The 22,457-nt window shown below is 55.5% G+C and carries 25 protein-coding genes and 1 pseudogene; 10 read left to right on the top strand and 16 right to left on the bottom strand.

Annotated elements, in window-relative coordinates; all coding sequences use genetic code 11:
• The first annotated feature begins 61 nt into the window (after positions 1–61).
• Entirely contained in the window at positions 62–649 is a 588-nt protein-coding gene (locus tag D781_RS18320) for a TetR family transcriptional regulator (protein WP_015673827.1), read from the top strand.
• A gap of 233 nt (positions 650–882) precedes the next feature.
• On the opposite strand, the gene D781_RS18325 is transcribed toward D781_RS18320, so the two are convergent.
• The 5 genes from D781_RS18325 to D781_RS18340 are packed head-to-tail and all read right to left on the bottom strand — an operon-like array spanning position 883 to position 4,662.
• On the bottom strand, positions 883–1,089 hold the full coding sequence (locus D781_RS18325; protein WP_124014460.1) for a hypothetical protein: 207 nt from the start codon (positions 1,087–1,089) through the stop codon (positions 883–885).
• A gap of 36 nt (positions 1,090–1,125) precedes the next feature.
• Complete coding sequence (gene cui, locus D781_RS23755) at positions 1,126–1,455, bottom strand: colicin immunity protein Cui (protein WP_071823855.1); 330 nt, start codon at positions 1,453–1,455, stop codon at positions 1,126–1,128.
• 39 nt (positions 1,456–1,494) lie between these two features.
• Positions 1,495–2,427: an ABC transporter substrate-binding protein gene (locus tag D781_RS18330; RefSeq protein WP_233494103.1), complete on the bottom strand. Its 933-nt coding sequence runs from the start codon at positions 2,425–2,427 to the stop codon at positions 1,495–1,497.
• Between the two features lie 52 nt (positions 2,428–2,479).
• A complete protein-coding gene (locus D781_RS18335) occupies positions 2,480–4,060 on the bottom strand; it encodes a rhodanese homology domain-containing protein (RefSeq protein WP_015673829.1) in 1,581 nt (526 codons plus the stop codon).
• A gap of 2 nt (positions 4,061–4,062) precedes the next feature.
• Positions 4,063–4,662 (bottom strand): hypothetical protein, encoded by a 600-nt coding sequence (locus tag D781_RS18340; protein WP_015673830.1) that lies wholly within the window; start codon positions 4,660–4,662, stop codon positions 4,063–4,065.
• A gap of 109 nt (positions 4,663–4,771) precedes the next feature.
• Here D781_RS18340 and D781_RS18345 point away from each other — a divergent pair, with 109 nt between their 5' ends.
• The 9 genes and pseudogenes from D781_RS18345 to D781_RS23500 all read left to right on the top strand — a co-directional run.
• The gene (locus D781_RS18345) at positions 4,772–5,659 is read left to right on the top strand and encodes a LysR family transcriptional regulator (RefSeq protein WP_015673831.1); all 888 of its coding nucleotides are present in this window, start codon (positions 4,772–4,774) and stop codon (positions 5,657–5,659) included.
• Positions 5,660–5,830: 171 nt separating this feature from the next.
• A complete protein-coding gene (locus D781_RS18350) occupies positions 5,831–6,913 on the top strand; it encodes an LLM class flavin-dependent oxidoreductase (RefSeq protein ID WP_015673832.1) in 1,083 nt (360 codons plus the stop codon).
• Between the two features lie 17 nt (positions 6,914–6,930).
• On the top strand, positions 6,931–8,148 hold the full coding sequence (locus D781_RS18355) for an acyl-CoA dehydrogenase family protein (RefSeq protein WP_015673833.1): 1,218 nt from the start codon (positions 6,931–6,933) through the stop codon (positions 8,146–8,148).
• Positions 8,135–9,109, top strand: a complete 975-nt coding sequence (locus tag D781_RS18360) for an ABC transporter substrate-binding protein (RefSeq protein WP_015673834.1) — start codon at positions 8,135–8,137, stop codon at positions 9,107–9,109. Before D781_RS18355 ends, D781_RS18360 begins: the two co-directional genes overlap by 14 nt.
• Positions 9,106–10,155, top strand: coding sequence for an ABC transporter substrate-binding protein (locus D781_RS18365; RefSeq protein WP_015673835.1), 1,050 nt, complete (start codon positions 9,106–9,108; stop codon positions 10,153–10,155). The genes D781_RS18360 and D781_RS18365 overlap by 4 nt, the downstream gene beginning before the upstream one ends.
• The gene (locus tag D781_RS18370) at positions 10,136–11,134 is read left to right on the top strand and encodes an ABC transporter permease subunit (RefSeq protein ID WP_015673836.1); all 999 of its coding nucleotides are present in this window, start codon (positions 10,136–10,138) and stop codon (positions 11,132–11,134) included. The genes D781_RS18365 and D781_RS18370 overlap by 20 nt, the downstream gene beginning before the upstream one ends.
• Positions 11,128–11,916: an ATP-binding cassette domain-containing protein gene (locus D781_RS18375; protein WP_015673837.1), complete on the top strand. Its 789-nt coding sequence runs from the start codon at positions 11,128–11,130 to the stop codon at positions 11,914–11,916. The genes D781_RS18370 and D781_RS18375 overlap by 7 nt, the downstream gene beginning before the upstream one ends.
• A gap of 47 nt (positions 11,917–11,963) precedes the next feature.
• The gene (locus tag D781_RS18380; RefSeq protein WP_015673838.1) at positions 11,964–12,761 is read left to right on the top strand and encodes a class II aldolase/adducin family protein; all 798 of its coding nucleotides are present in this window, start codon (positions 11,964–11,966) and stop codon (positions 12,759–12,761) included.
• Positions 12,762–12,785: 24 nt separating this feature from the next.
• Positions 12,786–12,917: pseudogene (locus D781_RS23500) on the top strand (transposase); the annotation flags it as partial.
• Positions 12,918–12,974: 57 nt separating this feature from the next.
• Here D781_RS23500 and D781_RS18385 read toward each other — a convergent pair.
• The 11 genes from D781_RS18385 to afaD all read right to left on the bottom strand — a co-directional run bounded on the left by D781_RS18385 (position 12,975) and on the right by afaD (position 22,443).
• The gene (locus D781_RS18385) at positions 12,975–13,619 is read right to left on the bottom strand and encodes a hypothetical protein (RefSeq protein WP_015673839.1); all 645 of its coding nucleotides are present in this window, start codon (positions 13,617–13,619) and stop codon (positions 12,975–12,977) included.
• Positions 13,620–13,629: 10 nt separating this feature from the next.
• Positions 13,630–14,112, bottom strand: a complete 483-nt coding sequence (locus D781_RS18390; protein ID WP_015673840.1) for a type VI secretion system tube protein Hcp — start codon at positions 14,110–14,112, stop codon at positions 13,630–13,632.
• Positions 14,113–14,346: 234 nt separating this feature from the next.
• Positions 14,347–15,123 carry a molybdopterin-binding protein gene (locus D781_RS18395; RefSeq protein ID WP_015673841.1) on the bottom strand — a complete coding sequence of 259 codons (777 nt, stop codon included), beginning with the start codon at positions 15,121–15,123 and terminating at the stop codon, positions 14,347–14,349.
• On the bottom strand, positions 15,120–15,983 hold the full coding sequence (locus D781_RS18400) for a cytochrome b/b6 domain-containing protein (RefSeq protein WP_015673842.1): 864 nt from the start codon (positions 15,981–15,983) through the stop codon (positions 15,120–15,122). Before D781_RS18400 ends, D781_RS18395 begins: the two co-directional genes overlap by 4 nt.
• Before the next feature lie 57 nt (positions 15,984–16,040).
• The gene (locus tag D781_RS18405; RefSeq protein WP_015673843.1) at positions 16,041–16,676 is read right to left on the bottom strand and encodes a hypothetical protein; all 636 of its coding nucleotides are present in this window, start codon (positions 16,674–16,676) and stop codon (positions 16,041–16,043) included.
• A 168-nt stretch (positions 16,677–16,844) separates the two neighbouring features.
• The gene (locus D781_RS18410) at positions 16,845–17,429 is read right to left on the bottom strand and encodes a TetR/AcrR family transcriptional regulator (protein ID WP_015673844.1); all 585 of its coding nucleotides are present in this window, start codon (positions 17,427–17,429) and stop codon (positions 16,845–16,847) included.
• Positions 17,430–17,910: 481 nt separating this feature from the next.
• Positions 17,911–19,476 (bottom strand): hypothetical protein, encoded by a 1,566-nt coding sequence (locus tag D781_RS18415; RefSeq protein ID WP_015673845.1) that lies wholly within the window; start codon positions 19,474–19,476, stop codon positions 17,911–17,913.
• 84 nt (positions 19,477–19,560) lie between these two features.
• Positions 19,561–20,205 carry a DNA-binding protein with HTH domain gene (locus D781_RS18420; RefSeq protein ID WP_015673846.1) on the bottom strand — a complete coding sequence of 215 codons (645 nt, stop codon included), beginning with the start codon at positions 20,203–20,205 and terminating at the stop codon, positions 19,561–19,563.
• Positions 20,206–20,256: 51 nt separating this feature from the next.
• On the bottom strand, positions 20,257–21,189 hold the full coding sequence (locus D781_RS18425) for a LysR family transcriptional regulator (RefSeq protein WP_015673847.1): 933 nt from the start codon (positions 21,187–21,189) through the stop codon (positions 20,257–20,259).
• Between the two features lie 116 nt (positions 21,190–21,305).
• Complete coding sequence (locus D781_RS18430; protein WP_041411885.1) at positions 21,306–21,791, bottom strand: hypothetical protein; 486 nt, start codon at positions 21,789–21,791, stop codon at positions 21,306–21,308.
• Positions 21,792–22,005: 214 nt separating this feature from the next.
• Positions 22,006–22,443, bottom strand: a complete 438-nt coding sequence (gene afaD, locus D781_RS18435; protein ID WP_015673849.1) for an AfaD family invasin — start codon at positions 22,441–22,443, stop codon at positions 22,006–22,008.
• Between the last annotated feature and the right edge of the window lie 14 nt (positions 22,444–22,457).

The raw sequence follows: 22,457 nt of genomic DNA on the forward strand, positions 1-22,457 counted from the left end.
TTGGATTTGACTATAGTATGATTACGCAGCGGCAACAACCAATAGATGAGAGAGTCAAAAGATGGCGTGGGATATTGAGGGAACTAAACGTAAAATTCTGGATGCGGCTACCAGCGAATTTGCCCGGTTCGGCCCTGATGGCACCACCCTGGAACGCGTAGCCAAGCTGGCCGGCGTTAACAAGGAGCGTATTTATAATTACTTTGGCGACAAATACGCCCTGTTTTCTGCCGTACTGCGGCGCGAGTTGGCCAAAGTAGCATCGGCATTACCTGTCACATCCTTTGCGGTCGAAAATATTGGCGATTATGCCGGACGAGTTTACGATTACCATCTTGAGCACCCTGAGTTGAGCCGGCTTATGCGCTGGGAGGGGTTGACGTTCAGCGATGAAGTTCCAGACGAAGAGCAGCGTCGCGAATACTATGGATACAAGATCAAAGCAGTAGCCGACGGACAGCAACAAGGTTGCGTTACCCAAGCTATTGAGGCAGATCACCTGGCTTTTTTGGTGCTGGCCCTGGCAGGATGGTGGTCCGCTGTTCCGCAGGTTGCTCGTATGTTAACAGGTACTGATAGCAAGGAAGAACACGCCAGAAGACGTGCCTCTGTCATCAAAGCTGCGCAACGTTTGGCATCAGCACCATAAAGCAACATTCCGCTGAAGGTAAACGGATGCAAGTCATCATGCCGTCAGGTTGATAGGGACTGTAATTAAAACTGTGTAATTTATTGTTTTTGTTATGTTGTTTTTGGCTATGGAGATAGGAGAATTATGGACAAAAAGAAACTCAAAGCACTGGCTGACCCACCCTCAAATCCCCTCCCGTTGAAACGAGTTGAGGGCTTTCTCATGGTTAAGGTTGGTCAACCGGGGCAAAACTACGTCCGTGAACCGGTCAGCGCCGGCCAGAGCAGCAGCGCCGATTTAGCCACACTATCCAGCTGGGCCTTCGTTCCCCCGTCACGGGCCAGGATCACCATCCCCTGCTGTACCGTAAAGTAAAACCTGACAACATCTTCACAATCCGCAGACTGTGCAATCTCGTGTTTTTCCTGAGCAAACAGCAGGCAGTTATTCAGCCGCATAAACATCTCATGCCGACGAAGTCTTGAACGCACGCCTCACGTGAGGAGGCGCGCATTATATGGGGAAATGCAGGGTTCGCTGCAGAAATGACCGATGAAATAAATAAAGAAATAATCCGTCCAGCGAACTAATAAACTAAGGGTTTTACCCTCTCTCTTTAAAGGCCCTAAACGTACCGATAAAAAACCAAATATATAAATAAGCAAACAAAAAACAACACAGTACAAGCTAATATAAAAGAATGACAAGAGAATGTCATTTGTAGACATAAGCTTAATTAGTCCGGCCGAGTCAGTTAACTCTTTATTAGTAAAAAAAGAAGCTATAAATAAATACCATATAAATTTCCGGGGAAGGCTCTTCATCGGACAGCCCCCCCGAAGACATCGCCTACGGCGGCCGTATTATCTCAATGACCGATCAACCAAAGCGCTCACCTGCACAGGACGCGGTAATATCTTTAACTGATAAAACAAATCAGCCACCGGTTGCAGCCTGTCGATATCCTGCTGACTAACGCTATGCACGCCTTTGGAGGTACGGCTCGCAATGCGTCGGGCGGTGTCGAGCGGCAGGCGCGTCAGCCGCGCGTAAACCTTAGCGTATTCTTCCGGGTTGTCGAGCGCCCACTGCCGCGCCTTGGCGACGCGTTCGGCAAAGTCTTTGATGGCCGCCCGCTTGTCCGGGTCGGCCAGTGAGCGCGTGGTGGCGGTCAAAAAGCCAAGCGACGGCGTTAATCCCTGACCATCGCGCAACAGGCGCGCACCGTTCTGCTCCGCAACGCCCAGATAGGGATCAAACACCGCCCAGGCGGCGACTCTGCCGGTATTGAATGCCGCGCTGGCGTCGGTGGGCATCACAAACTGGATCTGTACATCTTCCCGCTGTAGCCCGGCCTCTTGCAGCGCCGCATACAGCAGATTTAGCGAAATGCTGCCGCGCGCCGACGACACCACCACCGTCTGCCCTTGCAACTGGCGGACGCTGTGAAGCGGTGAATCCTTGGGCACGATAATCCCGTTAGACTGGGCATAACCCACGTTGGTCTGAATCAGCTTAAAATCCACCCCGCCCGCCGCGGCCATTAAGATCGGCAGATCCCCGGCATAGGAGGTATCTACGGCGTCTGCGCGCTGCGCCTCAAACAGCGGCGCCGCCCCCTGGAAATTGGCCCACCGATACTGATAGGGCGCATCTTTCATCACGCCGGCGGCCTCAACCAGACTGCGCAACCCGCGTGCCTGATCGCCCAGCACCAAGCTGGCATCGCCGATCGCCCCGTGCGCCAACGACGTCATCAGCAGCGCGGCGCTCAGCCCCGCGGCCCGAATTAACACAGCAACCTTCATCCTACCGTTCCTCTTTACCGGCCATGTCTTGCCTGATGATTCAGAGCACGTTAAAGCCATGCGTGGCATCACGTTCCAGCTGCGCCACCAGCCCGAACTCCCAGTCCAGATACGCCTGCATCGCCTCACGCGGGTTGTCCGTCCCTTCGTACGGACGGCGGTAACGATCGATCCGCGGTGAGATCAGGCGATCTTCCCCGCTCACCAGCGGCCGATCTTCGGCGATCCACGCCTGCGTTCCGCCGGCCAGCAACCGTACCGGCTTGCCGGTCAGCACGGCCACTTCCGGAACCGCATAGCGCGCCAGCAGGCTGCTGCCGCAGGTCAGCACGTAGCGTTCGGCCGGCGGCAGGTTTTCCAATGCCAACGGCAGCCGCGATCGGATAACCCAGTGCGCGCCGGGAATATGGCGCGCCACGTAGTTGGCGCTGGTGGTGAAGTCCAACAGCACCGTCCCCGGCTGCTCCAGCAGTTCAGCCAGCTGCGCGGGAGTGATTTCATCAGCCGGCGGCGCCGGCGGCAGCACGGCGGCGGGATCGCCCCGCTCGCTAAAATCATCGGCAGTCAGGCCGTCTAACACCGCGACCTCCCAGCCCATCTGCGCCAGCCAGGAAGCGCTCATATTGGCGCGCACGCCGTCATCGTCCACCAGCACCACGCGGGCGCCGCGTACGCTGGCATAGTGATCCGTCTCCTGCACCAGCTGCCCGCCCGGCGTACTGTGGCTGCCCGCCACATGCCCGGCGCGATACGCCTCGGGGTTGCGTACATCAAACAGGTAGGTGGTGCGCGCCGTATCCCGCTGCCATAACGCCAGCGTTTCACGGTCAATGCGCCTTACGCCGGCCTCATCGGCTACCCGCCGCGCCTGCTGTCGGGCCTGCGCCAGATTATCCGCGCTATCCGGGTAGCGACGCTGTTGCTGGTGTTCCAGCGCAAACCCCGCCAGTCCCCAGCCGATGGTGCCGTTGCGTAACGCCGCCACCGGATTGGGGATGCCGGCATTAATCAGCGACTGGGTGCCGATAATGCTGCGCGTACGCCCGGCGCAGTTAACAATGACCTGGGTGTCAGGATTCGGCGCCAGCGCATGGATCCTCAGCACCAACTCCGCGCCCGGCACGCTGGTGCTGGTGGGGATGCTCATGGTCTGATACTCATCAAAGCGGCGCGCATCAACGATGACCACATCGGCATGGCGATCGATAAGCGCCTTAACCTGCTCTGCGGTCAGCGATGGCGTGTTCCTGCGGTTTTCCACCAGTTCGCCAAACGCCTTGCTGGGCGTATTCACATCCTGAAAAATTTCACCGCCGGCGGCACGCCAGCCCGCTAGCCCGCCGCTCAGCAGGGCGACATCGTCGTAGCCGAACTGCCGCAATCGCCCTGCCGCCTGCTCAGCCAACCCTTCGCCAGCGTCATAGACGACGATCGGCGTGGTACGGCGCGGAATACGCCGATAGATTTCCAGCTCCAGTTTGCTCAGCGGAATATTCACCGCAAACAGCGGGTGGCTTGCCGCAAACTCGGCTTCTTCACGCACATCGATCAACGCCAGTTCCTGACCAGCCACTAACGCGGCGCGCAGCGTGGGAAAATCACGGTAAACAAAGGCAGTCATACTTACACGTCCTTAGAAAAGTCCAAGATATGAGTCGGTTGCGTATTGGAGTAGCCGGAAACGAAGGGCTTCACGACGCCACTTTCGCTATACACCGCACGCCTGACGGCGCCGATATTGCCGCCATACACATGAATACTGATCGAAACGCGATCGCTAAACGCATTGCGGACCTGGTGAATATCCCCGTCCTGTTCGGACAGCTTCGCCACCTGGCCGACGGTTAACCGCTCGGCGTCGCCTGCGGCTCGGGGCGTCCCCTGGGCGTCCAGCACGTAGCGCTGGTTAATTTCAGCGCCGCGCAGCACGCCAATCAGCCCCCACACGCGGTGGTCATGGATCGGCGTAATCTGTCCCGGCCCCCAAACGAAGCTGACGATGGAAAAGCGCTGCTCGGCATCCATATGCAGCAGGTACTGCTGATAGTGCTGAGGATGAGGCGCGGCGTATTCTTCGGCCAACCAGTCATCCTGCCGCACCAGCTCGGCCAGCCGCGGCGCTGCCTGTGCCAGCCGCGCCGCATCGCTCAGCGGCTGCTGATGCAGTTGCTCCAGATGTTTGATGAACTGACGTAAACGGTCTAAAGGTAATGGCGTTGTCATAAGGCTTTCCTGTCTGAGGCCTGCCTAGCACGCTAACAGAGAACCAAACATTAACTAAATGCATTTTTTTGATAAACTAAAATGCAAGATACACATAAACAGGAAACCCATGCGTACAGACGATATTGATGCGCTGCTGGCAGTGGTGCAGTTTGCTTCGCTGAACCGGGCCGCGGAACACCTTGGCATCAGCCAGTCCGCCATCACCCGCCGCCTGCAAAGCTTTGAGCAAAGCCTGGGCGCCACGCTGCTGGATCGCCAGACCAAACCGCTGAAACTGACCGCCATCGGCCGCCGCGTGTATGAACAGTGCCTGACGATAAAACGTGAGACCAAGCGGCTGGAAAGCTTACTTAATCAGGATGCAGAGCCCAGCGGCCCGCTGCGGCTGGGGATCCCGCAAAGTCTGAGTGAAATTGCCTTGCAGCCGGCGCTGGCGGCCCTCGGCCAACATTACCCGCAGCTGCGCCCGCAGGTCATGTGCGGCTGGGGCGGGCAGTTGCTCAAACGTCTGGAAAACGTTGAGCTGGACAGCCTGCTCGCCATGGGGCCGGCGCAGCAAACCTTCGATGACAGCCTGGAGGCAAAAGCGCTGTGCCCGCTGGAGGTTGTCGTGATCGCCAGTAAGCACCTCAATCTCAGCGCCACCCGCCTCAGCGACTGCGCCCACCACGGCTGGATATTGAACCCCGACGGCTGCGGCCTGCGCGCCGGCCTAACCCGCGATTTACAGTCGCAAAGCCTGGGGCTGAAAATCAACGTGGAAACCGCAGGCGCACAGTTGCAAATCAGCCTGGTCGCACAAGGCCTGGGGCTGGGGCTGGTGCCGAAAGCCGCGTTAACCCACAGCCCGTATCAGCATGAGATCGCCGTGCTCGAGCTGGCCGACTTCCAGCCGAAAGTGCAGCTGTGGCAGGTCAGCAGCCGGGGGCTGGGTAACCTGCAGCAGCCCACCACTTTTTTTGCCGAGAAGATCGTGCAGGAACTGTTGCACTAATTGAATGAAAATAATGAGTTAGCCTGATAATAAATTATATGCATATTAAGATATGATAAAAATGCATTTAGATCATTAGAACCTTACGTATAGGGTATAAAAACAGCGCTGCTTATCGCCAATCCGTAGGCAGCGGCCAAACCCTATCACGCATCCTGGCAAGGAGTTCTAATGAGCGTCCAATTTTTAGGCATGATCGGCCACCGCCTGTCTTCGGAAATCATCCCCCCGGCAGGCCCGATATTCGACAGCGACTATATTGTCCGCTTTGCGCAAGTTCATGAAGCTGCCGGCTTTGATCGGCTGCTGGTCGGCCACTGGTCCGATCAACCCGACGGTTTTTTGGTCACCGCGCTTGCCGGGCTGTCGACGCAGAACATCAAATTCTTACTGGCGCACCGGCCGGGGTTCGTTGCCCCTACCCTGGCGGCGCGCAAATTCGCCACTCTGGAGCATCTGCTGAACGGCCGTCTGGCGGTGCATATCATCAGCGGCGGCAATGACGCAGAGCAGCGCCGCGACGGCGACTATCTCGATCACGATCAACGCTATGCCCGCACCGATGCATTTTTAGACATCGTGCGTCAGGTCTGGACCCGGGATCGGCCATTCGATGCCCACAATGATTTCTACCGGGTCGAGCAGGCCTTTTCCGCCATCAAACCGCTCCAGACGCCGCATATCCCCATCTTTTTCGGCGGCTCGTCAGACGCGGCCATCGCCGTCGCCGGCAAACACGCCAATGTCTTTGCCCTGTGGGGCGAATCGCTGGCGCAAACCCAGGAAACCATCCAGCGCGTGCGGGCTGAAGCGGCCAAACACCAGCGCCAGCTCGACTTCAGCGTCTCCTTCCGGCCCATCATTGCCGCCACAGAAAAACAGGCCTGGGAAAAAGCGGAAGAGATCCTGCACGTCGCCACAGAACATGTCGCGCAGCGCGGCGTCGGGGCGAAAAACAAGCCCAACAGCGTGGGCGCGCAACGCCTGTTGGCCACCGCAGCGCAGGGCAACGTGGTGGATAAACGCCTGTGGACCGGCATCGCCAAACTGTACGGCGGCGGGCACAACTCAACCGCGCTGGTGGGCACCCCGGAGCAGGTCGCCGACGCCCTGCTCGATTACTACGATCTGGGGGTGAATAATTTCCTGATTCGCGGTTTCGACCCGCTTAACGATGCCGAGGAATACGGTAAAGAGCTGCTGCCGATCGCCCGAGCCAAAATCGCCCAGCGCGACGCCAGACAAAGCGCCTGACGACAAGGGGATTCCGCATGCCATCGCTCCGCTCTACGCCGTCGCTTGGGCAGCAGCACATTCACCCACCGCTTGAACAAATCCGCGCGCAGCTGGCGCAGCAGGCCGCCGAGCTTGACCGCAGCGGCGCGTTCCCGCACGCCAATCTGGCCTGGCTGCAGCAGCATGGCCTGCTGGGGCTGGCTTGCGCGCCAGATTACGGCGGTGCGGGCGCCAGCCTTGCCGTCCTGCAGCAGGTGGTCAGCGCCATCGCGCAGGGCGAACCCTCAACCGCGCTCATCGTCTGCATGCAGTATCTGCATCACCTGCGCCTGGCTACCGATGCCGACTGGCCAGAGCCGCTGCGCTGCGCCGTCAGTCACAGCGCGGTGCGGCACGGCGCGCTGCTCAACAGCCTGCGGGTAGAGCCGGAACTCGGCTCCCCGACGCGCGGCGGCCTGCCCCACACCGTGGCGACGCGTACGCCGGCGGGCTGGCGGCTCAATGGCCATAAGCTTTATACCACCGGCATTGAGGGGTTGAGCTGGCTGGCGGTCTGGGCGCGCAGCGATGACGCTGCCCCGTTGGTCGGCACCTGGCTGGTGCCGCGCAGCAGCGCGGGCATCACCATTACCCCCAGCTGGAACCACCTGGGAATGCGCGCCACCGGCAGCCATGAAGTGGTGCTGCGAAACGTTGAGGTGCCGCTCAGCCATGCGGTGAGCGTTTATCCGGCCAGTCAGCCGCCGGCGCCCAATACGGCGCGGATCCGGACCGCCGCCAATGCCCATACGGCCCTGCTGGCGGCCATCTATGACGGCATTGCCCAGACGGCGCGTCGCTGGCTGCTCGGCTGGTTGCAGCAGCGCGTGCCGGCCAGCCTCGGCGTCCCTTTGGCCACGCTGCCCCGCGTGCAGGAAAACGTCGGGCAGATCGATGAAATGCTGTTGGTCAACCAAAGCCTGCTGCGTCAGGCGGCCGCGCAGGCCTTCACCACCGAACAGGCCAATCTGGCGAAAATCACCATCACCGAAAACGCCGTCAATGCGGTGGGCAAAGCGCTGGCGCTGACCGGTAACCACGGCCTGACGCGCCACAACCCGCTGGAGCGTCACTACCGCAACGTGCTGTGCGGCCGGGTACATACCCCGCAGAACGACAGCGCATGGGTTAACGCCGGCAAAGCGGCCTTGACCGGCGTCGCGCAGGGCACTGACTTTACACCGAAGGATAAGGATCACTATGTGGCGTCTTAAACACACTCTGGGTGCTGTACTGCTGCTCGCACTGGCCGGCCAGGCGCTGGCCGCCGAGACGCGGGTTACCTTACGTATCGCCGATCAAAAAGGCGGTATGCGTTCACAACTGGAGGCGGCCAACGCGCTCAGCAACCTCCCTTACGCGATCAAATGGGCCGAATTCCCAGCCGCCGCCCCGCTTGCCGAAGCGCTCAACGCCGGTGCGGTTGACGCCGGCATCATTGGCGATGCGCCGTTGCTGTTTGCTCTTGCGCAAGGCGCGCCGGTGAAAGCCGTTGCGGTCGATAAAAGCAACCCGGCGGGCACGGCGGTTCTGGTCGGGGAAAACTCGCCGCTAAAAGGCGGCCGGGATCTGAAAGGTAAACGCATCGCCACCGGTAAAGGTTCCATCGGCCACTTTGTCGCGCTGAAGGCGCTGCAGCAGGCCGGCCTGACCACCGCGGACGTCCAGCTGGTCTTTTTAGGCCCCGTGGATGCCAAGATCGCCCTGCTCAGCGGCTCGGTCGACGCTTGGGCCACCTGGGAACCCTACACGACCCAGCTGGTAAAAACCGGGCAAGGGCATGTGCTGGTCAGCGGCGCCGGCCTGCTGCCGGGCAACACCTTCCTGGCGGCCACCGATGCCGCACTCGGCGACAGCGCCAAACGCCAGGCTCTGCAGGATTACCTCAACCGTCTGGCCAAGGCGGAGCGCTGGGCCTACGCCAATCTCGACAGCTACGGTGAAACGCTGGGGAAAATCATCAGGTTCCCGCCCGATATTGCGCGCGAACAGTTCGCCAGCCGCCGGCTACGCTGGCAACAGATTGATGAACACACCATTCACCAACAGCAAGCCACCGCCGACTTTTATCTGGCTAACGGGCTGATTCGGCAACCGCTTGACGTTACCCGCACCTTTGACCAGGGGTTCGGCATACCGCCGTTGACGCAACAACCGCAGGGAGACCAGCCATGAAACACACTGTCCGGTATTCACGCCGTCGCTTCCTCAGTCTGAGCAGCGGCCTGCTGGCAGCGCCGTTGTTAGCCGGCATCTCGCCCAGACTATTCGCCCACGATATGTCGGCCATGCCGCAGGCGGAGGGCCATGCGCTGCGCCTGCCCGCGCCGTATAAGCTGAAGCTGGCCATTAACCAGAGCGCGGTGTGCATCGCGCCCGTCACGGTGGCGGAGCAGCAACACTTTTTCAGCAAATATAATTTGGACGTTGAGTTCGTCAATTTCGGCAGCTCGACCGACCTGCTCCTGGAAGCGATCGCCACCGGCAAGGCCGATGCGGGCATCGGTATGGCCCTGCGCTGGCTGAAGGCGCTGGAACAGGGTTTTGATGTGAAACTCACCGCCGGCACCCACGGCGGCTGCCTGAATTTGCTGACCAGCAAAGACGGTCCGTTTACCCGTCTGGACACGCTGAAGGGCCAAACGATCGGCGTGACCGACATGGCCGGCCCCGACAAGAACTTCTTTGCCATCCTGCTCAAACGCCACGGCGTCGATCCCATCGCCGACGTGCAGTGGAAAGTCTACCCAGCGGATTTACTGAGCGTTGCGCTGGATAAACAGGAGATCGCCGCCATCAGCGGCAGCGAGCCATTCAGCTACCGCTTGCTGGACAGCGGTAAGTACCGGCTGCTGGCCAGCAATATGAGCGGCGAATACGCCAACCTCAGCTGCTGCGTGGTCGGCGTCAGCGGCTCCCTGGCGCGCGATCGCCAGCCCGTAGCGGCGGCGTTGACGCAGGCGCTGCTGGATGCCCACAGCTACGCGGCAGAACACCCCGAAAACGTGGCCGATGCGTTTATGGCCCACGCGCTGAACACCAACGTCAAAGAAGTGGCCGGCATTCTCCACGGCCAGGCGCACGGTCATCACGCGGTCGGGCCGGCCTTTGTCAACGAACTGACGCAATACGTCAGCGATTTACAGCGGGTGCAGGTGATTAAGCCCAGTACCGATCCCCACCAGTTTGCCGAGAGTATTTATGCCAACGTATTTGCTTGACCGGGCCGAGAAACGCGAAAAAAACGCCGCGCGGCCGCTCTGGCTCACCGGCCTGCTGGCGGCGGCATGCTGGCTGGCCGCCGGGTTTATCACCACCTTCTGGCCTGACCACGGCCGCACGTGGCCGTACAGCCAGGCCTGGAGCGGGCTGCAGCTGGCGCTGGGCGTCACGCTGCTGGTTCTGGCGCTCAGCTACCGGCTCTGGCATCGGCGCGGGCGCGGCCTGCTGCGCGCCGGGCAATGGCTGATCGCACTGCCGCTGTTGTTCAGCCTGTGGGAGCTGCTTACGGCGAAAACCGGCGCGCTGCCGCTGCCGTTTTTCGCCCCGCCGCAGGCATTGATTGAGGTGTACCTCACCGACTGGTCGCGGCTGCTCAACAGCCTGTACCACTCGCTGTCGTTATTATTGCTGGGGGTGATGATTGGCACCCTGGCCGGCTTTATCAGCGGCATGGCTATCGGCTGGTCGCAACGCATCGGCTACTGGGTGCATCCGATCCTGCGCCTGCTGGGGCCGGTGCCTTCGACCGCCCTGCTGCCGCTGTGCCTGTTTATCTTCCCCAGCAGCTTTGGCGCCAGCGTGTTTTTAATCGCACTGGCAACCTGGTTTCCGGTAACCGTGCTCACCTGGTCCGGCGTCGCCAATATCGATAAGGCCTATTACGACGTGGCGCGCACCCTGGGCGCCAGCCAACGCTTTTTGATTTTCCACGTGGCTATTCCCGCCGCCCTGCCTAACGTTTTTGTCGGGGTGTTTATGGGGCTGGGGGCCTCGTTCTCGGTGCTGATCGTCGCGGAAATGGTCGGGGTTAAAGCCGGCATCGGCTTTTACTTACAGTGGGCGCAGGGCTGGGCCGCCTATCCGAATATGTATGCCGCGCTGATCGTGATGGCCTTTCTGTGTTCGGGGCTGATTAGCCTGCTGTTTTTCGTACGCAACCGTCTGCTCAGCTGGCAACAAGGAGTGATGAAATGGTAGCTCAGGCCGCCCAGGCGCAGATAACCAGCGCGGGCATCACGATAGACGTACAGAACGTCAGCCACAGCTTCGCCCTGGATAACCGGGACATCGCCGTGCTGGACAACATCAGCCTTAGCATTGCCGCCGGCGAGAGCGTCTCTTTGCTGGGGCCATCCGGCTGCGGGAAATCCACCCTGCTGCGCCTGCTGGCCGGGCTGGAGGCGCGGCAAAGCGGCCGCCTGCTGGCCGACGCTCAACCGATTGACGCCCCCAGCCCCGAGCGAATTCTGGTTTTTCAGGATCCCACGCTTTACCCATGGCGGACGGTACGACAGAACGTGCTGCTCGGGCCGCAGGCGCAAAGGCTCGGCGGTCAGGAGCACAAGGCCGACGGCCTGATTAGCCGTATCGGTCTGGGTGAGTTCGCCCATGCCTATCCCCGGCAGCTGTCCGGCGGCATGGCGCAGCGCGCAGCGCTGGCACGCGCCCTGCTCAACGAACCGCGCCTGCTGTTGCTGGATGAACCCCTGGGAAAACTGGACTCGCTGACCCGCATCGGTATGCAGCGCGAACTGATTAACCTTTGGCAAAGCCGGGGCTATACCAGCCTGCTGGTGACGCACGATGTTGAAGAGGCGCTGCTGCTGAGCGATCGGGTGATCGTCCTGTCGCCGCGTCCGAGCCGGATCCTGGCGCAGTTTACGGTGCCGCTGGCTTATCCGCGCCACCGTGACGATCCGCTGCTGATCCAGCACCGGCAAGACATCCTGAAAATACTGGGCCAGGGAATCGACTGGTGATCGCGGCCAACGCTTATCAACCTACCGTTAATTAATGGGAGCTATGTATGTCTTTGGTGTCTACGCCAACCGCCAGAAATGATGAAGTCGCACAGGGCGTCAGCCAGGAAGAGTGGCAGATACGCCTTAAACTGGCCGCCGCTTACCAGCTGGCGGCGCTGTATCACTGGACCGATCATATTTACACGCATTTCTCGGCGCGCGTGCCGGGTGCGCAAGAACATTTCCTGATCAACGCCTACGGACTGCTGTTCAGTGAAATCACCGCCTCCAACCTGGTGAAAATCGATCTGGACGGCAACATTATTTCCGATCCCTCCGGGCTGGGCATCAATCAGGCGGGTTTTGTCATCCACAGCGCCATACACCGCGCGCGTCCCGACCTGCAGGCCGTGCTGCACACCCACACCAAAGACGGCGCCGCGGTATCGGCGCAGAAGGACGGGCTGCTGCCGCTCTCGCAGCATGCGCTGGCCTATTATTCGCGTATTACCTATCACGAATACGAAGGCGTCGCGCTCGATCTGGATGAACAGCAGCGGTTGGTCAACGATCTGGGCCACAGCAACGTGATGATTTTACGCAACCACGGTCTGTTAGCCGGCGGCGTCACTATTGAGCACGCATTCCGCGAGCTGCACGGCCTGGAGCGCGCCTGTAACATTCAGATAGCGGCGCTCGCCGGCGGACGGGACAACGTGCACTACGCGCCTCCCGCCGCGGTCGAAAAGGTCAAAGAGCAGTCGGCCCGCTTTCGCAGCGGCACCGACGAAATCACGCAAAAACACTGGGTAGCGGCGATCCGCCAGCTGGAAGCCAGCGGCCTGACCCGCTATCGCCAATAACCCGGCGGCGCGGGCCGCAACGGGGCCGCCCGCGAACTCACCCTTTACGAGGCCCAGATTTACGCCTGGCGCAGCAAGCAGCAACAACAGACAGTGCCTTCTGAACGTGAGAGCGAACTCGCTGCAGAGAATGCCCGTCTCAAACGCCCACTAGCCAGGTCATTCTCCAAAATGGCGTGACATTTTCCGCTCATGCTACTGATTGCCTGCCGTTTAAAAAACGGGCCGCATTCGCACGGACTCACCGGTTCGATACTCGACACCAAAACCGCGAGCGCCAACCGTAAACTGTTGCGGCTGGCTAATGTAATTCCATTCGCCATTATGATAACTCATCAAATTAAATGCGTTTGGATTACTCTCGGTACCGTACTCAGAGAATGAAAAGGTAGAAATAGGCTCGCTACCTATCTTTTCCTTGATCAATTCTGAGTCGGGATGCTGGTTGTGATAAACGCGGATCATCTCTTTACTTTCTGGTGAAGCCGTCACATAAAATGCGCAACCATTCATCGCAGGCGTAAATAAAAACTGATATTGCGGGTTGTGCCGTGGTATATCCACATAGCCCGGTAATTCATTGCCCTGAATAAACGGGCACCAATATGCGCGTATCGGTACGTCGTTATCTGTACGATCGGTACACAGGCGGAAATCATAGCGATTTAACCCGCTGCCGGTACCGCTTCGCACCAGATCGAAACTCGCCTCCTTCAGCGAGTTCGCCATGGTGACCAATCGGTTATTTACCGAGTCCGATGGTCGCCCGGCCTCCTGTAACCAATTAATATTATCGATGACATTTGCCTCTAAAAAATCCTTTGGTGAGGAAATCAACTGGCCGTTAGCACCATTCATCGCCGCCCCCTTACATTAATTTATTGGTTTTAATGTTCCAACCGGATTGGATTTCTGCGCCTTTCCCGCCTTTCTCGGTTTGCTCCCAATAGTGGATTTTTACCTGTGCCGCCTGGAAACTGTAATTAACCGGAATACCGTCAGCGCTGCCGGCGCCGCTGACGTCCACACCGGTAACCAACACATCTTTCAACTCAACTTTTGCGTATTCTATTTGCTGGCCACCGGCCTTGCACACCGTCAAAGTTACAGATGAAACGTGCTTACCGCTGGCGCAGTACCCTATAATCGCAGGCGTCGCTTTATCGATAAAGGCGTGAACGTTTAAATCCTTAAATGTCACCTTGCCGGCACCGCCACCGCCGCCAACGTGCATATTCCCCGGCTGGTTAGCTCCCCAATTAAATGATTGAACGTCAGTACAACCAGAATGCCCAGCATCCTTCGATTCACCGCTAACGCCATCAACTTTTAAGAACATATCTACAGCCATGTTATTTCCTCAGCAACAAGAATATAAAGAAAACATAAAAAACACTTAAAGTGCCTTTTACTTACCGTTCATAATGAAACATCAGAATTTATTTCAAGCAGTTAAAATAGCGCTACGTTTATCCGTCAGATAACAACGCTCAGTATAAAAACACATAATTGTATTTCTATATTACCCGAACAGCAGTCAATCAGGATGCTGGTCGATATGTCTAATATTTCCGGCGCAAAAACTTTAGATACCCGCATACCATTCATAACCACGATCTTCCCAATAGCCCCCTCGTCCTCCCCATAAGGCGTCGAAAGAGGAAACCACCTCGATCCGCATCAGATACTTCGCCTGTTTGTAGCCAAGCTGTCTTTCGACCCTTAGCCGCAGTGGTGCACCATGTGCCACCGGCAGATCCTTGCCATTCATGGCATACGCGAGAATAGTTTGCGGGTGATAAGCATCAATCAGGTCAATGCTTTCATAATAACGGCCGCTGCCATCAAAGGTGACCTCCAGCTCATCCGCACAGTGAAAAACGACATAACGGGCGCCGGGTTTTAATCGAGCCAGATCCAATATCCGGCCCAGGGGAACCCCCTGCCACTGTCCGATGGCGCTCCACCCCTCGACGCAATCGTGCCGAGTAATTTGCGTGCGCGACGGAAGATGCTTCAGCTCGGCAAGCGACAGACTGAGCGGTTGTTGTACTAACCCATCAACCTGCAACCGCCAATCGGCAAAGTTATTGTCGAGCAAGCGATTATATTCTTCAGAGTCAGGTGCCTGAGTACCATTAGCGCGAAATACCGGCGATAAGTCGGCCACGCTGTACTCCCGAGCCAGCGATTGACGATCGGACAGTAGCCGCTGAGCCGCCATCGTCAGCTTTTCAGTGTTGCGCAATACGCCGCCAAACGATCCGCTCTGCGTCACGCGGTCGCAGCCATTGAGCAGCAATATGCCGCTAGCGGAAAGCAGGCCGGTCAACACCTGCCGCCGGGAAAATCTCTTGTTCACGGCTTATCTCCTGTGTAACCGATGTTGTATTTCCCCGTGATCATCGAGCGCATGTTGTTCCAGAACCCCGACAACAAAACCATTAATAAGTGCACGATGACAAACAGCACTAACGAGGAGGCGGTGACAAAATGTAAGGTACGTGCCGACTGCCGGCCACCGAACAGATCGGGTAAGAATGGGAAGGCGGCATCAATACCCGGCGACATGGTCAACCCGGTCAACACCATAAGAGGCAAAAGCACCAGCGCAACCAGTGAATAGGTGATTTTTTGCAACGCATTATAGCGCCTGGCTTCGTCACCCTTGGCAAACCGCAGACGTGCATGATCCCGGATTTCTCGCCATAGGTGCCGTAGCGTCCGCTGATCGCGATCTAGAAATAGCTCCCGCCGAATATGATTGCGCCAGAATCCATGCGCCAAATAAATCAGGCCATTAACCACCAGCAACCAGGCAAACAGAAAATGCCAGTTCCTGGCGGCGCCCAGATCGTAGTAAGACGGAATGGTCAGCCAGGCAGGAAAAGCCCGCGCCGCATCAGCCCCCTTTTCTGTCGAGACGCCCAGAACGCCGGTGGTATCGATGCTGAGCGGCCCTATGCGCAAAAATCCTTTCAGGCCATCCTCGCGTTGTTTTGTGCTTATTTCCAGCAGGGCATGCTCGGTATCCGCGCCATACTGCCCCCAATAGAGTCTGGGATGCGCATTGAAAATCTGCAGCCCGCTGAGCAACATGATCGAAAAGCACAGCGCATTAACCCAGTGCGTGACGCGCACGGTCCGAGAATGTCTCCGGATAACGTGACGAGGCGTAAAACGAGCCGCTGCGCGGGCAGATATAAAATCAAAGATATTCATGGAAAAAGCCTCTTACCGGCTGGTCATGCATTCCAGCCGGTCAATGTAGTGAGCCTGTTACATGGGGGGCACAACACCGTTTTTACCTACGAGCACCTGGCTGGTCGACAACATACCCTGCGCATCCTTTTTGGCTACGCTGAAAATGGCGGTACCAGGTTTCACGTCCGCAGCCGTAGCGGGTACCAGCGTGACCACCGGCGTACCGTTCGGGATGGCGATTTTCTTCTCTTTGCCATGATAGGTGACCGTTACCGTACTGCCGTCCACCGACTTCACGGCATCGCCGACGGTGGCATTGGTCATCATGCTGTTAGGTTTCAGGTCCCAGCCATAGCTGCCCTCTCCCGTCCCCTTCGCCGCAGGCGGGAAAATCAGCACTTCCAGAGCCCCGTCACCGCCGGCAGACTCAGGTAATGAGGCAATGCCCACAAAGTCGCCAGGCTTGATATCACCGATGCTCGCTTTCACCACAGCGGACGCCGCCCACCCTTTATTGAGCGTAACCGTCAGTGCCTGGCCCTCGCGTGATTTCAGTTGCAGCCGATCGCCAGCAAGTGAGACCACCGTGCCGCGCACATTCACTGGGTGATCGGCCGTATTGGCCGCGGCCGCGGCACTCAGTCCGCACGTCACAAGGGCAATGCCCATGAAACCGTTGATGAAAGATTTACGTAGTATTGAGATAGACATACAGCTCTCCTTGGCGATGAGAACACCGCATCACGAACAATCGGCGTGTTTGTGCAGCAAACTGTCGAAAGCCACGCCAGGAAAACTCTCGACTAACAACCAACTAGTTGGTTGATTGACAGGGTAAAAAAATAGTCGCTCAGCACTCAAGCGGCCGAGCGACCTGATTCAAACAGTCAACTGATGAATGGCAGCATTCACTACCGTGCCAAATACTTCCGGCTGACGCGTCGCCCGCGCTGACAACATCGCGCCATACACCAGAGCCATCAGGGCCTGCGCCTCAGTAGAGGCGCTGTTGCCATGCAGATGAAATTGCCCGCGCGAGGCGCCCTTCTCCAAAACCACAGCCAGCCAGTCAGCCAGATCGTCAAAATAGTCATGGACTTCATTGGCAATGTCCGGGGGTAACAGTGGGGATTCCGCGGCCAGCATGGCGCAAATACAAATGGGCATCGTGCCTTCGCGGATGCATTGCGCCCAGTAGTTGGTGTAGGCCGTCAGGCAGGCAAGCGGCTCATCGATCTGCTGCGCCATAGCGGTCAATGCGCTACGCGTCTGCTCACGATGCTGTTTCACAACGGTAAGCACCAAATCCGCCTTGGTGGGGAAATGATGATGAATACTGGCTTTGCCGATTTGGATACGTTTGGACAAATCGGCATAGCTGAATCCATTATAGCCACCGGCGGCCAGCAAAAGCTTGGTATGCTCGGCGATTTCGGTGGCTCGGGGTGAAAGTTCCACGCTCATAAAATATTGACTCGCTAACTGAATACCTATGCTCAGCAGTGACCGCCTTTGGGCGTGCATGGCTGAGCGCAATACAACCAACCTACTAGTTGGTTACCACCTTGTCAACACCGATGATGAATTTTCCCGAATCCGTTACTCAAAAGGCGCCTTGCATCACCGCAATGAATCCCCTAAGCAAATGTGATGCCCGTTGGCCTAAGTGGCATCGCGGCAGGAATACGCCTATTCGCACCACCTTAAATGACATCACGTTACGCCATACTCATGAAATCAATGAATGTTTAGAAAAATCAGGGTGAATTGAAAATCCCCATATCCGAGTCTCCCTCCCTCTTCTGTGTAGCAACGCCAAGGCGTTGTTCAACACAGGGAAAGCGCCGGTTACCCAAGTCCTGGCGCTATACTATTAGATATCTGCAACTGTGATTCCGGCAGCTGTGCATTAACGTAGCACTACTGTCAAAGCAGCCTCCTCTCGCTAAGGAATATCAAACCTCAAAGTCCGCGAGAACTGAAATTTCCCTCCCCACTCATCCCCTACCGCATAGTTAATCAATATCGTTTTACCATGGTTTTCTTGCACCCAACCTTCCGGTATATCGAAAAATAACTCTTCAGAGAACGAGCCGGGTTGCCGGGAGGTATCATGGGTTTTTACGCCTTCCAGACGGACGGAAATACGGTGGGAAGCGTTCATCCCGTTGAACTTAACCTTTACCTCGTGCAAATCACTACTGATAACCGGCGGGGGTAAATCAAGTTCTTGTCCCTCAACCTGAACAGGCAGGGCCGATGAGCGCTCAACGATGCCGTTGGCTTGCTTGGCGGCAAAAGAAATTTGGGCCGTATGACCAATACTGTCAATCACTTCAACCCGAGGTATCTGGAAAGTTATCACTCCGGGCGTGGCAATCGTTTTTTCCTCCGAGATGTAGGTATGGTTCGGGCCGGTCCAACGTATGCTGACAACGTCACCAGTAGCCATCCCTGCATAGTGTGGAACAGAAACCGTTAAATAAGGCAGGCGATAATAATATGCCTTAGTAATGGTTTTGCTTTTCTCTCCCGCTATATCAGCAATATCAGGCAATAACCCGACAATTTTTCCCGTTGAGATTGCCTGATCCTCTGCCCGCCAGCTAAAAACATCCTGCGGCTGATTGCTCAGAGACATTCGGATTACCGGGATAATCATTCCTGTTTGTTGATAATAGTCACGCTGCATAAACTGCGCGCCAGCAAGGCCGCTCAAATCAGTACCGGCCGGCGCTGCAGATGATACAGTTTTCGGTTGCGGGATATAGAAAAAGGATTCGAGCGGCAATTGTTCTGCAATGCCTGACTTCCAGGTTGCAATCGACAGTTCATTCTGGCTCCAACCAACCAACTGCTCCTGCGGTTTTGAAATGCGGCGCGCCACAAGGCTGGTGGCGAAACTCTCGGCGGCATCAGCGGCAAAGCCGCACTGATGGCGGTAAGGTTCTTCTCCCGTCAATTGAGAGTCGGAAAAGTGAGCTAGCCACTGTTTGGCCGTGGTGATTCCCAGCGCGGAGCATGCTTTGCTCTCTAACGAGTAATATTTGTTTCCACCACAGCCGTTATCACCTCTATCTCCGGTTCCGGCATCATAAGGGAATGAGCAAAGCACCTTAAGAGGATTAACCGACAGTTCTCCTGCCTGGCCAGACTTAATCGTGAATCCCTGAGTACGTGCACCTTGTAACCGGGTGGAATAAAGATCAGAGCGAAAGTAGCTAAACGAAACGCCACCGCGCCGCTGTGATGAAGGACTGGGATCCCAGGCATGGTAGGAAGGCGTAGCATTTGCCGCACGAATCATAATGCCATTGCAAAACCAGGCAGGATTTGCACCGCACGTATCGTGAGTATCCAGAAACCGCCGATTCATATCCGCAGCCGTTTGCATACCAGCTTCTTCCACGGAAAGAGACGCTGCCGCCGGAAATGCATATGCAAACCCTACCGTTAAAAAAAAGGACAGTACCAGAACGTTCCTGGTGAATAACTTATTAACTTTAAACATACTTAACCTTAACACACTTCTCTTTTCGCAAATTAAAACAATCACGGATAAAAAATAAAAACCTTCAACAACGACGGAAACGAATCACCTTTTATAAACATGCTTCCACCACCATTGTGAATTAAAAATAGATTTATTGTTAAATATTACATGACGTAAAAACTCGACGGATTTAAAACCGCTTTTAGTCACAATGCTCCTCTGGTGGGTATATATTGTCTTAAGCGTTTTTTTTCTACCTCTTGCTAGGCGTAACACTGTCTCCCCATAAAGCAGGCTAAAGAGGATATCTTTTTCTGTCGGGGTCAATATAAATGGCCTCACCACATCTAAATCCCCCGGAAGTAGTTCAGGCAGCGTTATTATTTGCTGTAGGAAAACACTAACAATATTGGGCCGTGACTTCTGTGCCAATAAAATGTCCCCCTCTCTCTCACAGGGGAATAAGAGTCCCGTCTCTTCTCTGATCAACCAAACTATAGAGGCCGCGGGATATTTACCAGTAAGCGAATGAAATCCAACCCAATTACCACTAAGAAAAACCAGGCCATCAATTAATATAATAATGTTCTTATTATAAGATAGATTGGGAATTCCGCTGCTCGCACCAAGATCAATATGCAAAACCTCTCTCCCAGCAGCTAAATCAGCCAACCCGGCATATAGATAGAAGTTATCTGTCAGGACAATAAATATTGACTCCCTTTCAAACAGCTTGGAACGGTTCATCTCGAAATCCCCATTAATAACAAGATAATAACTCACACTTTCATTAAAATTTCAGTCAACCCCCTCAACCAACAAACAGGACCATCTCAACTCAATCTCTTTTTTGAAATCAAGAAAGAGGTTTGAGTAGTTCTTTCGATATCGCCAGACAAGATAGATAGGAAGTTCAGGTATATGCCACTGAGGTAAAATAACGTTTAGCTGATTCCTCCTTACGTATTTCATCACCAGCCATTCGGGCAGGGCCACACACACGCCGGCACCTGATAATGTCAGTTTAAGCAGGCTTGAAATGTTATTAGATGTCAACTGCGTATGGTTCTCAATACCCAGGGAGCAACTTTCACGTTCATTGTGCAATGTAAGCGGGTAGTCTAAAAATGGATGATCAACCTTCATGATCCAATGTCTGGCAAGATCATCCGGCGTGTCTATTTCACCATGCACCTTTATATACTCCGGGCTGGCGCACAGTAAAAATCGCATTGCCGGTAGTTCCTGATGGACCAAATCAGGTGAATTGATCAAACCACTTTTTAGCACCAGATCATCAAATTCCGGAGAGGAAACGGTTAAGGCAGTACGATCCCGGGAAAGCAGATGGATATGAGCATCCCGATGCTTACACATGTAATCATAGACCCAACGATTTGCCACATGCTCACATAATATAGAGGGGGTCGAAAAACGGATCCTCCCTTTGATGCTCGCATCACGAATGCAGACCTCCGAGGAAAGCTCATAATATATCTGCTGTATTTCCTTGGCTCTCTTATACGTCACGACCCCGGCCGAGGTCACTTCTACCCGGTGTGCATTACGGCTAAGCAATACCGTCCCCAGCGTATACTCTAGCCTGGCTACTGACTTGCTCACAGAAGCCACGCTGCAATATAATTGTTTTGCCGCAATAGAAAAACTGCATGACTCAACGACGGTAATAAAAACCATCCAATCACGCATTATTTTATTATTAACTTTCATTCCATCACCTCAACCACAGGACATCATGCAACAGCACAACTCCCTTTATAAAAAGTTAAAATAAAAAATAAACTGCGCACGGAGAAAATCCGCACGCAGATAATTAACTTACGAACTTATGGGTGCTCAACCAAAAGATTCATCTTCATTTCATACTCTCCGGCCTCTAATGTTTGCCCATCTTTAGGGGTGAATGAGAGCGTTACCTTGTTTCCTTTAGCGACATTATCGCTATACTTATAATTGTGGCGGGCTGCATCCCATGCCAACTTGGTGTCATCTACCGTAAGATTAATTTTTTTGGTGGCATCATCACTCTTTGTGATAAACCAGCCATTGTCGTCATGGTTTGCGGCATCTGTATCTAATGAGAAACGACCCGGGGTGCCTGCATTATCATTGCTGACTGTCATCACCAGAGCCTGTTGCGATGAGCCATCAGTCTTCCATTGGCCCTTAGTCTTTTCTGCAATTGACCAGGTTGCAGTTGCAGTTACCGTGGCATGTCCTACCGCAGAAGCCGTAGTAGCCCATTGAGCATGTGCTGCACCGGTCATCGTCCCCATAGCCAGAACCAGACAAGCTAACAATTTCTTTTTCATGATAAACTCCATTAAGTTTAAATTATAATTAAATCCAAACAATTTGATTCAGCCTCTATATTTAAATATAGTCAACTGAACATTTCCCTTTCTGGTCAACGAATTATCAACACAGAATGAAATCACTAATTAACATTGATATAAACACGCCAAACTTCGCTAGGGAATATATACCCACGTCATTCAATGTGATTATTTAACAAAAAACGGATGATTAATTTAACGCACCTACCAAGGCTGGCACCGCATAGTTATCCGCCGCGACCGCCTGGTCGCCATCAATCACAATATTAAAATCAGCCCTTGCCTCACCGGTATAGAGAATGATGCCCTGTTTACCAATATCATCCGGATGCCACTCAGGGCGCTCCAACCTGACAAACATCCGATGAGCATTATTATTGCTGCCGCGCAAGATATAACGTTCCGCAGCGCCGTTTTGTTTTTCCGCCGTTAGCCATACCTGGAATCCGCGATGTTCTCCCGGATAAGTTACCTGACCGCTGCCAATAATCTGCCCGTCACTCAACTGCCGTTCATTAATCGGCTGCATGGAAAGCTTCAGGTCGATACCGTTCGCACCGGCCTGCACGCCAAATGCTGATAAGCTCAGCCAAGCGGCCATCAGCCCGGTAACCACAACTTTCATCATCTCTTTGATTCTCC

The organism is Serratia sp. FGI94 (assembly GCF_000330865.1).
GTDB classification, from domain to species: Bacteria; Pseudomonadota; Gammaproteobacteria; order Enterobacterales; family Enterobacteriaceae; genus Serratia_B; species Serratia_B rubidaea.

Coding starts and splice junctions, on each gene's coding strand:
- D781_RS18430 (WP_041411885.1), bottom strand. CDS start 21,791: ATGAAAAAGAAATTGTTAGCTTGTCTGGTTCTGGCTATGGGGACGATG.
- D781_RS18390 (WP_015673840.1), bottom strand. CDS start 14,112: ATGGCTGTAGATATGTTCTTAAAAGTTGATGGCGTTAGCGGTGAATCG.
- D781_RS18365 (WP_015673835.1), top strand. CDS start 9,106: ATGAAACACACTGTCCGGTATTCACGCCGTCGCTTCCTCAGTCTGAGC.
- D781_RS18340 (WP_015673830.1), bottom strand. CDS start 4,662: ATGACAACGCCATTACCTTTAGACCGTTTACGTCAGTTCATCAAACAT.
- D781_RS18420 (WP_015673846.1), bottom strand. CDS start 20,205: ATGAACCGTTCCAAGCTGTTTGAAAGGGAGTCAATATTTATTGTCCTG.
- D781_RS18320 (WP_015673827.1), top strand. CDS start 62: ATGGCGTGGGATATTGAGGGAACTAAACGTAAAATTCTGGATGCGGCT.
- D781_RS18335 (WP_015673829.1), bottom strand. CDS start 4,060: ATGACTGCCTTTGTTTACCGTGATTTTCCCACGCTGCGCGCCGCGTTA.
- D781_RS18355 (WP_015673833.1), top strand. CDS start 6,931: ATGCCATCGCTCCGCTCTACGCCGTCGCTTGGGCAGCAGCACATTCAC.
- D781_RS18380 (WP_015673838.1), top strand. CDS start 11,964: ATGTCTTTGGTGTCTACGCCAACCGCCAGAAATGATGAAGTCGCACAG.
- D781_RS18325 (WP_124014460.1), bottom strand. CDS start 1,089: ATGCGGCTGAATAACTGCCTGCTGTTTGCTCAGGAAAAACACGAGATT.
- D781_RS18410 (WP_015673844.1), bottom strand. CDS start 17,429: ATGAGCGTGGAACTTTCACCCCGAGCCACCGAAATCGCCGAGCATACC.
- D781_RS18405 (WP_015673843.1), bottom strand. CDS start 16,676: ATGTCTATCTCAATACTACGTAAATCTTTCATCAACGGTTTCATGGGC.
- D781_RS18345 (WP_015673831.1), top strand. CDS start 4,772: ATGCGTACAGACGATATTGATGCGCTGCTGGCAGTGGTGCAGTTTGCT.
- D781_RS18385 (WP_015673839.1), bottom strand. CDS start 13,619: ATGAATGGTGCTAACGGCCAGTTGATTTCCTCACCAAAGGATTTTTTA.
- D781_RS18370 (WP_015673836.1), top strand. CDS start 10,136: ATGCCAACGTATTTGCTTGACCGGGCCGAGAAACGCGAAAAAAACGCC.
- afaD (WP_015673849.1), bottom strand. CDS start 22,443: ATGATGAAAGTTGTGGTTACCGGGCTGATGGCCGCTTGGCTGAGCTTA.
- D781_RS18415 (WP_015673845.1), bottom strand. CDS start 19,476: ATGTTTAAAGTTAATAAGTTATTCACCAGGAACGTTCTGGTACTGTCC.
- D781_RS18375 (WP_015673837.1), top strand. CDS start 11,128: ATGGTAGCTCAGGCCGCCCAGGCGCAGATAACCAGCGCGGGCATCACG.
- cui (WP_071823855.1), bottom strand. CDS start 1,455: ATGAAGAGCCTTCCCCGGAAATTTATATGGTATTTATTTATAGCTTCT.
- D781_RS18400 (WP_015673842.1), bottom strand. CDS start 15,983: ATGAATATCTTTGATTTTATATCTGCCCGCGCAGCGGCTCGTTTTACG.
- D781_RS18350 (WP_015673832.1), top strand. CDS start 5,831: ATGAGCGTCCAATTTTTAGGCATGATCGGCCACCGCCTGTCTTCGGAA.
- D781_RS18360 (WP_015673834.1), top strand. CDS start 8,135: ATGTGGCGTCTTAAACACACTCTGGGTGCTGTACTGCTGCTCGCACTG.
- D781_RS18425 (WP_015673847.1), bottom strand. CDS start 21,189: ATGAAAGTTAATAATAAAATAATGCGTGATTGGATGGTTTTTATTACC.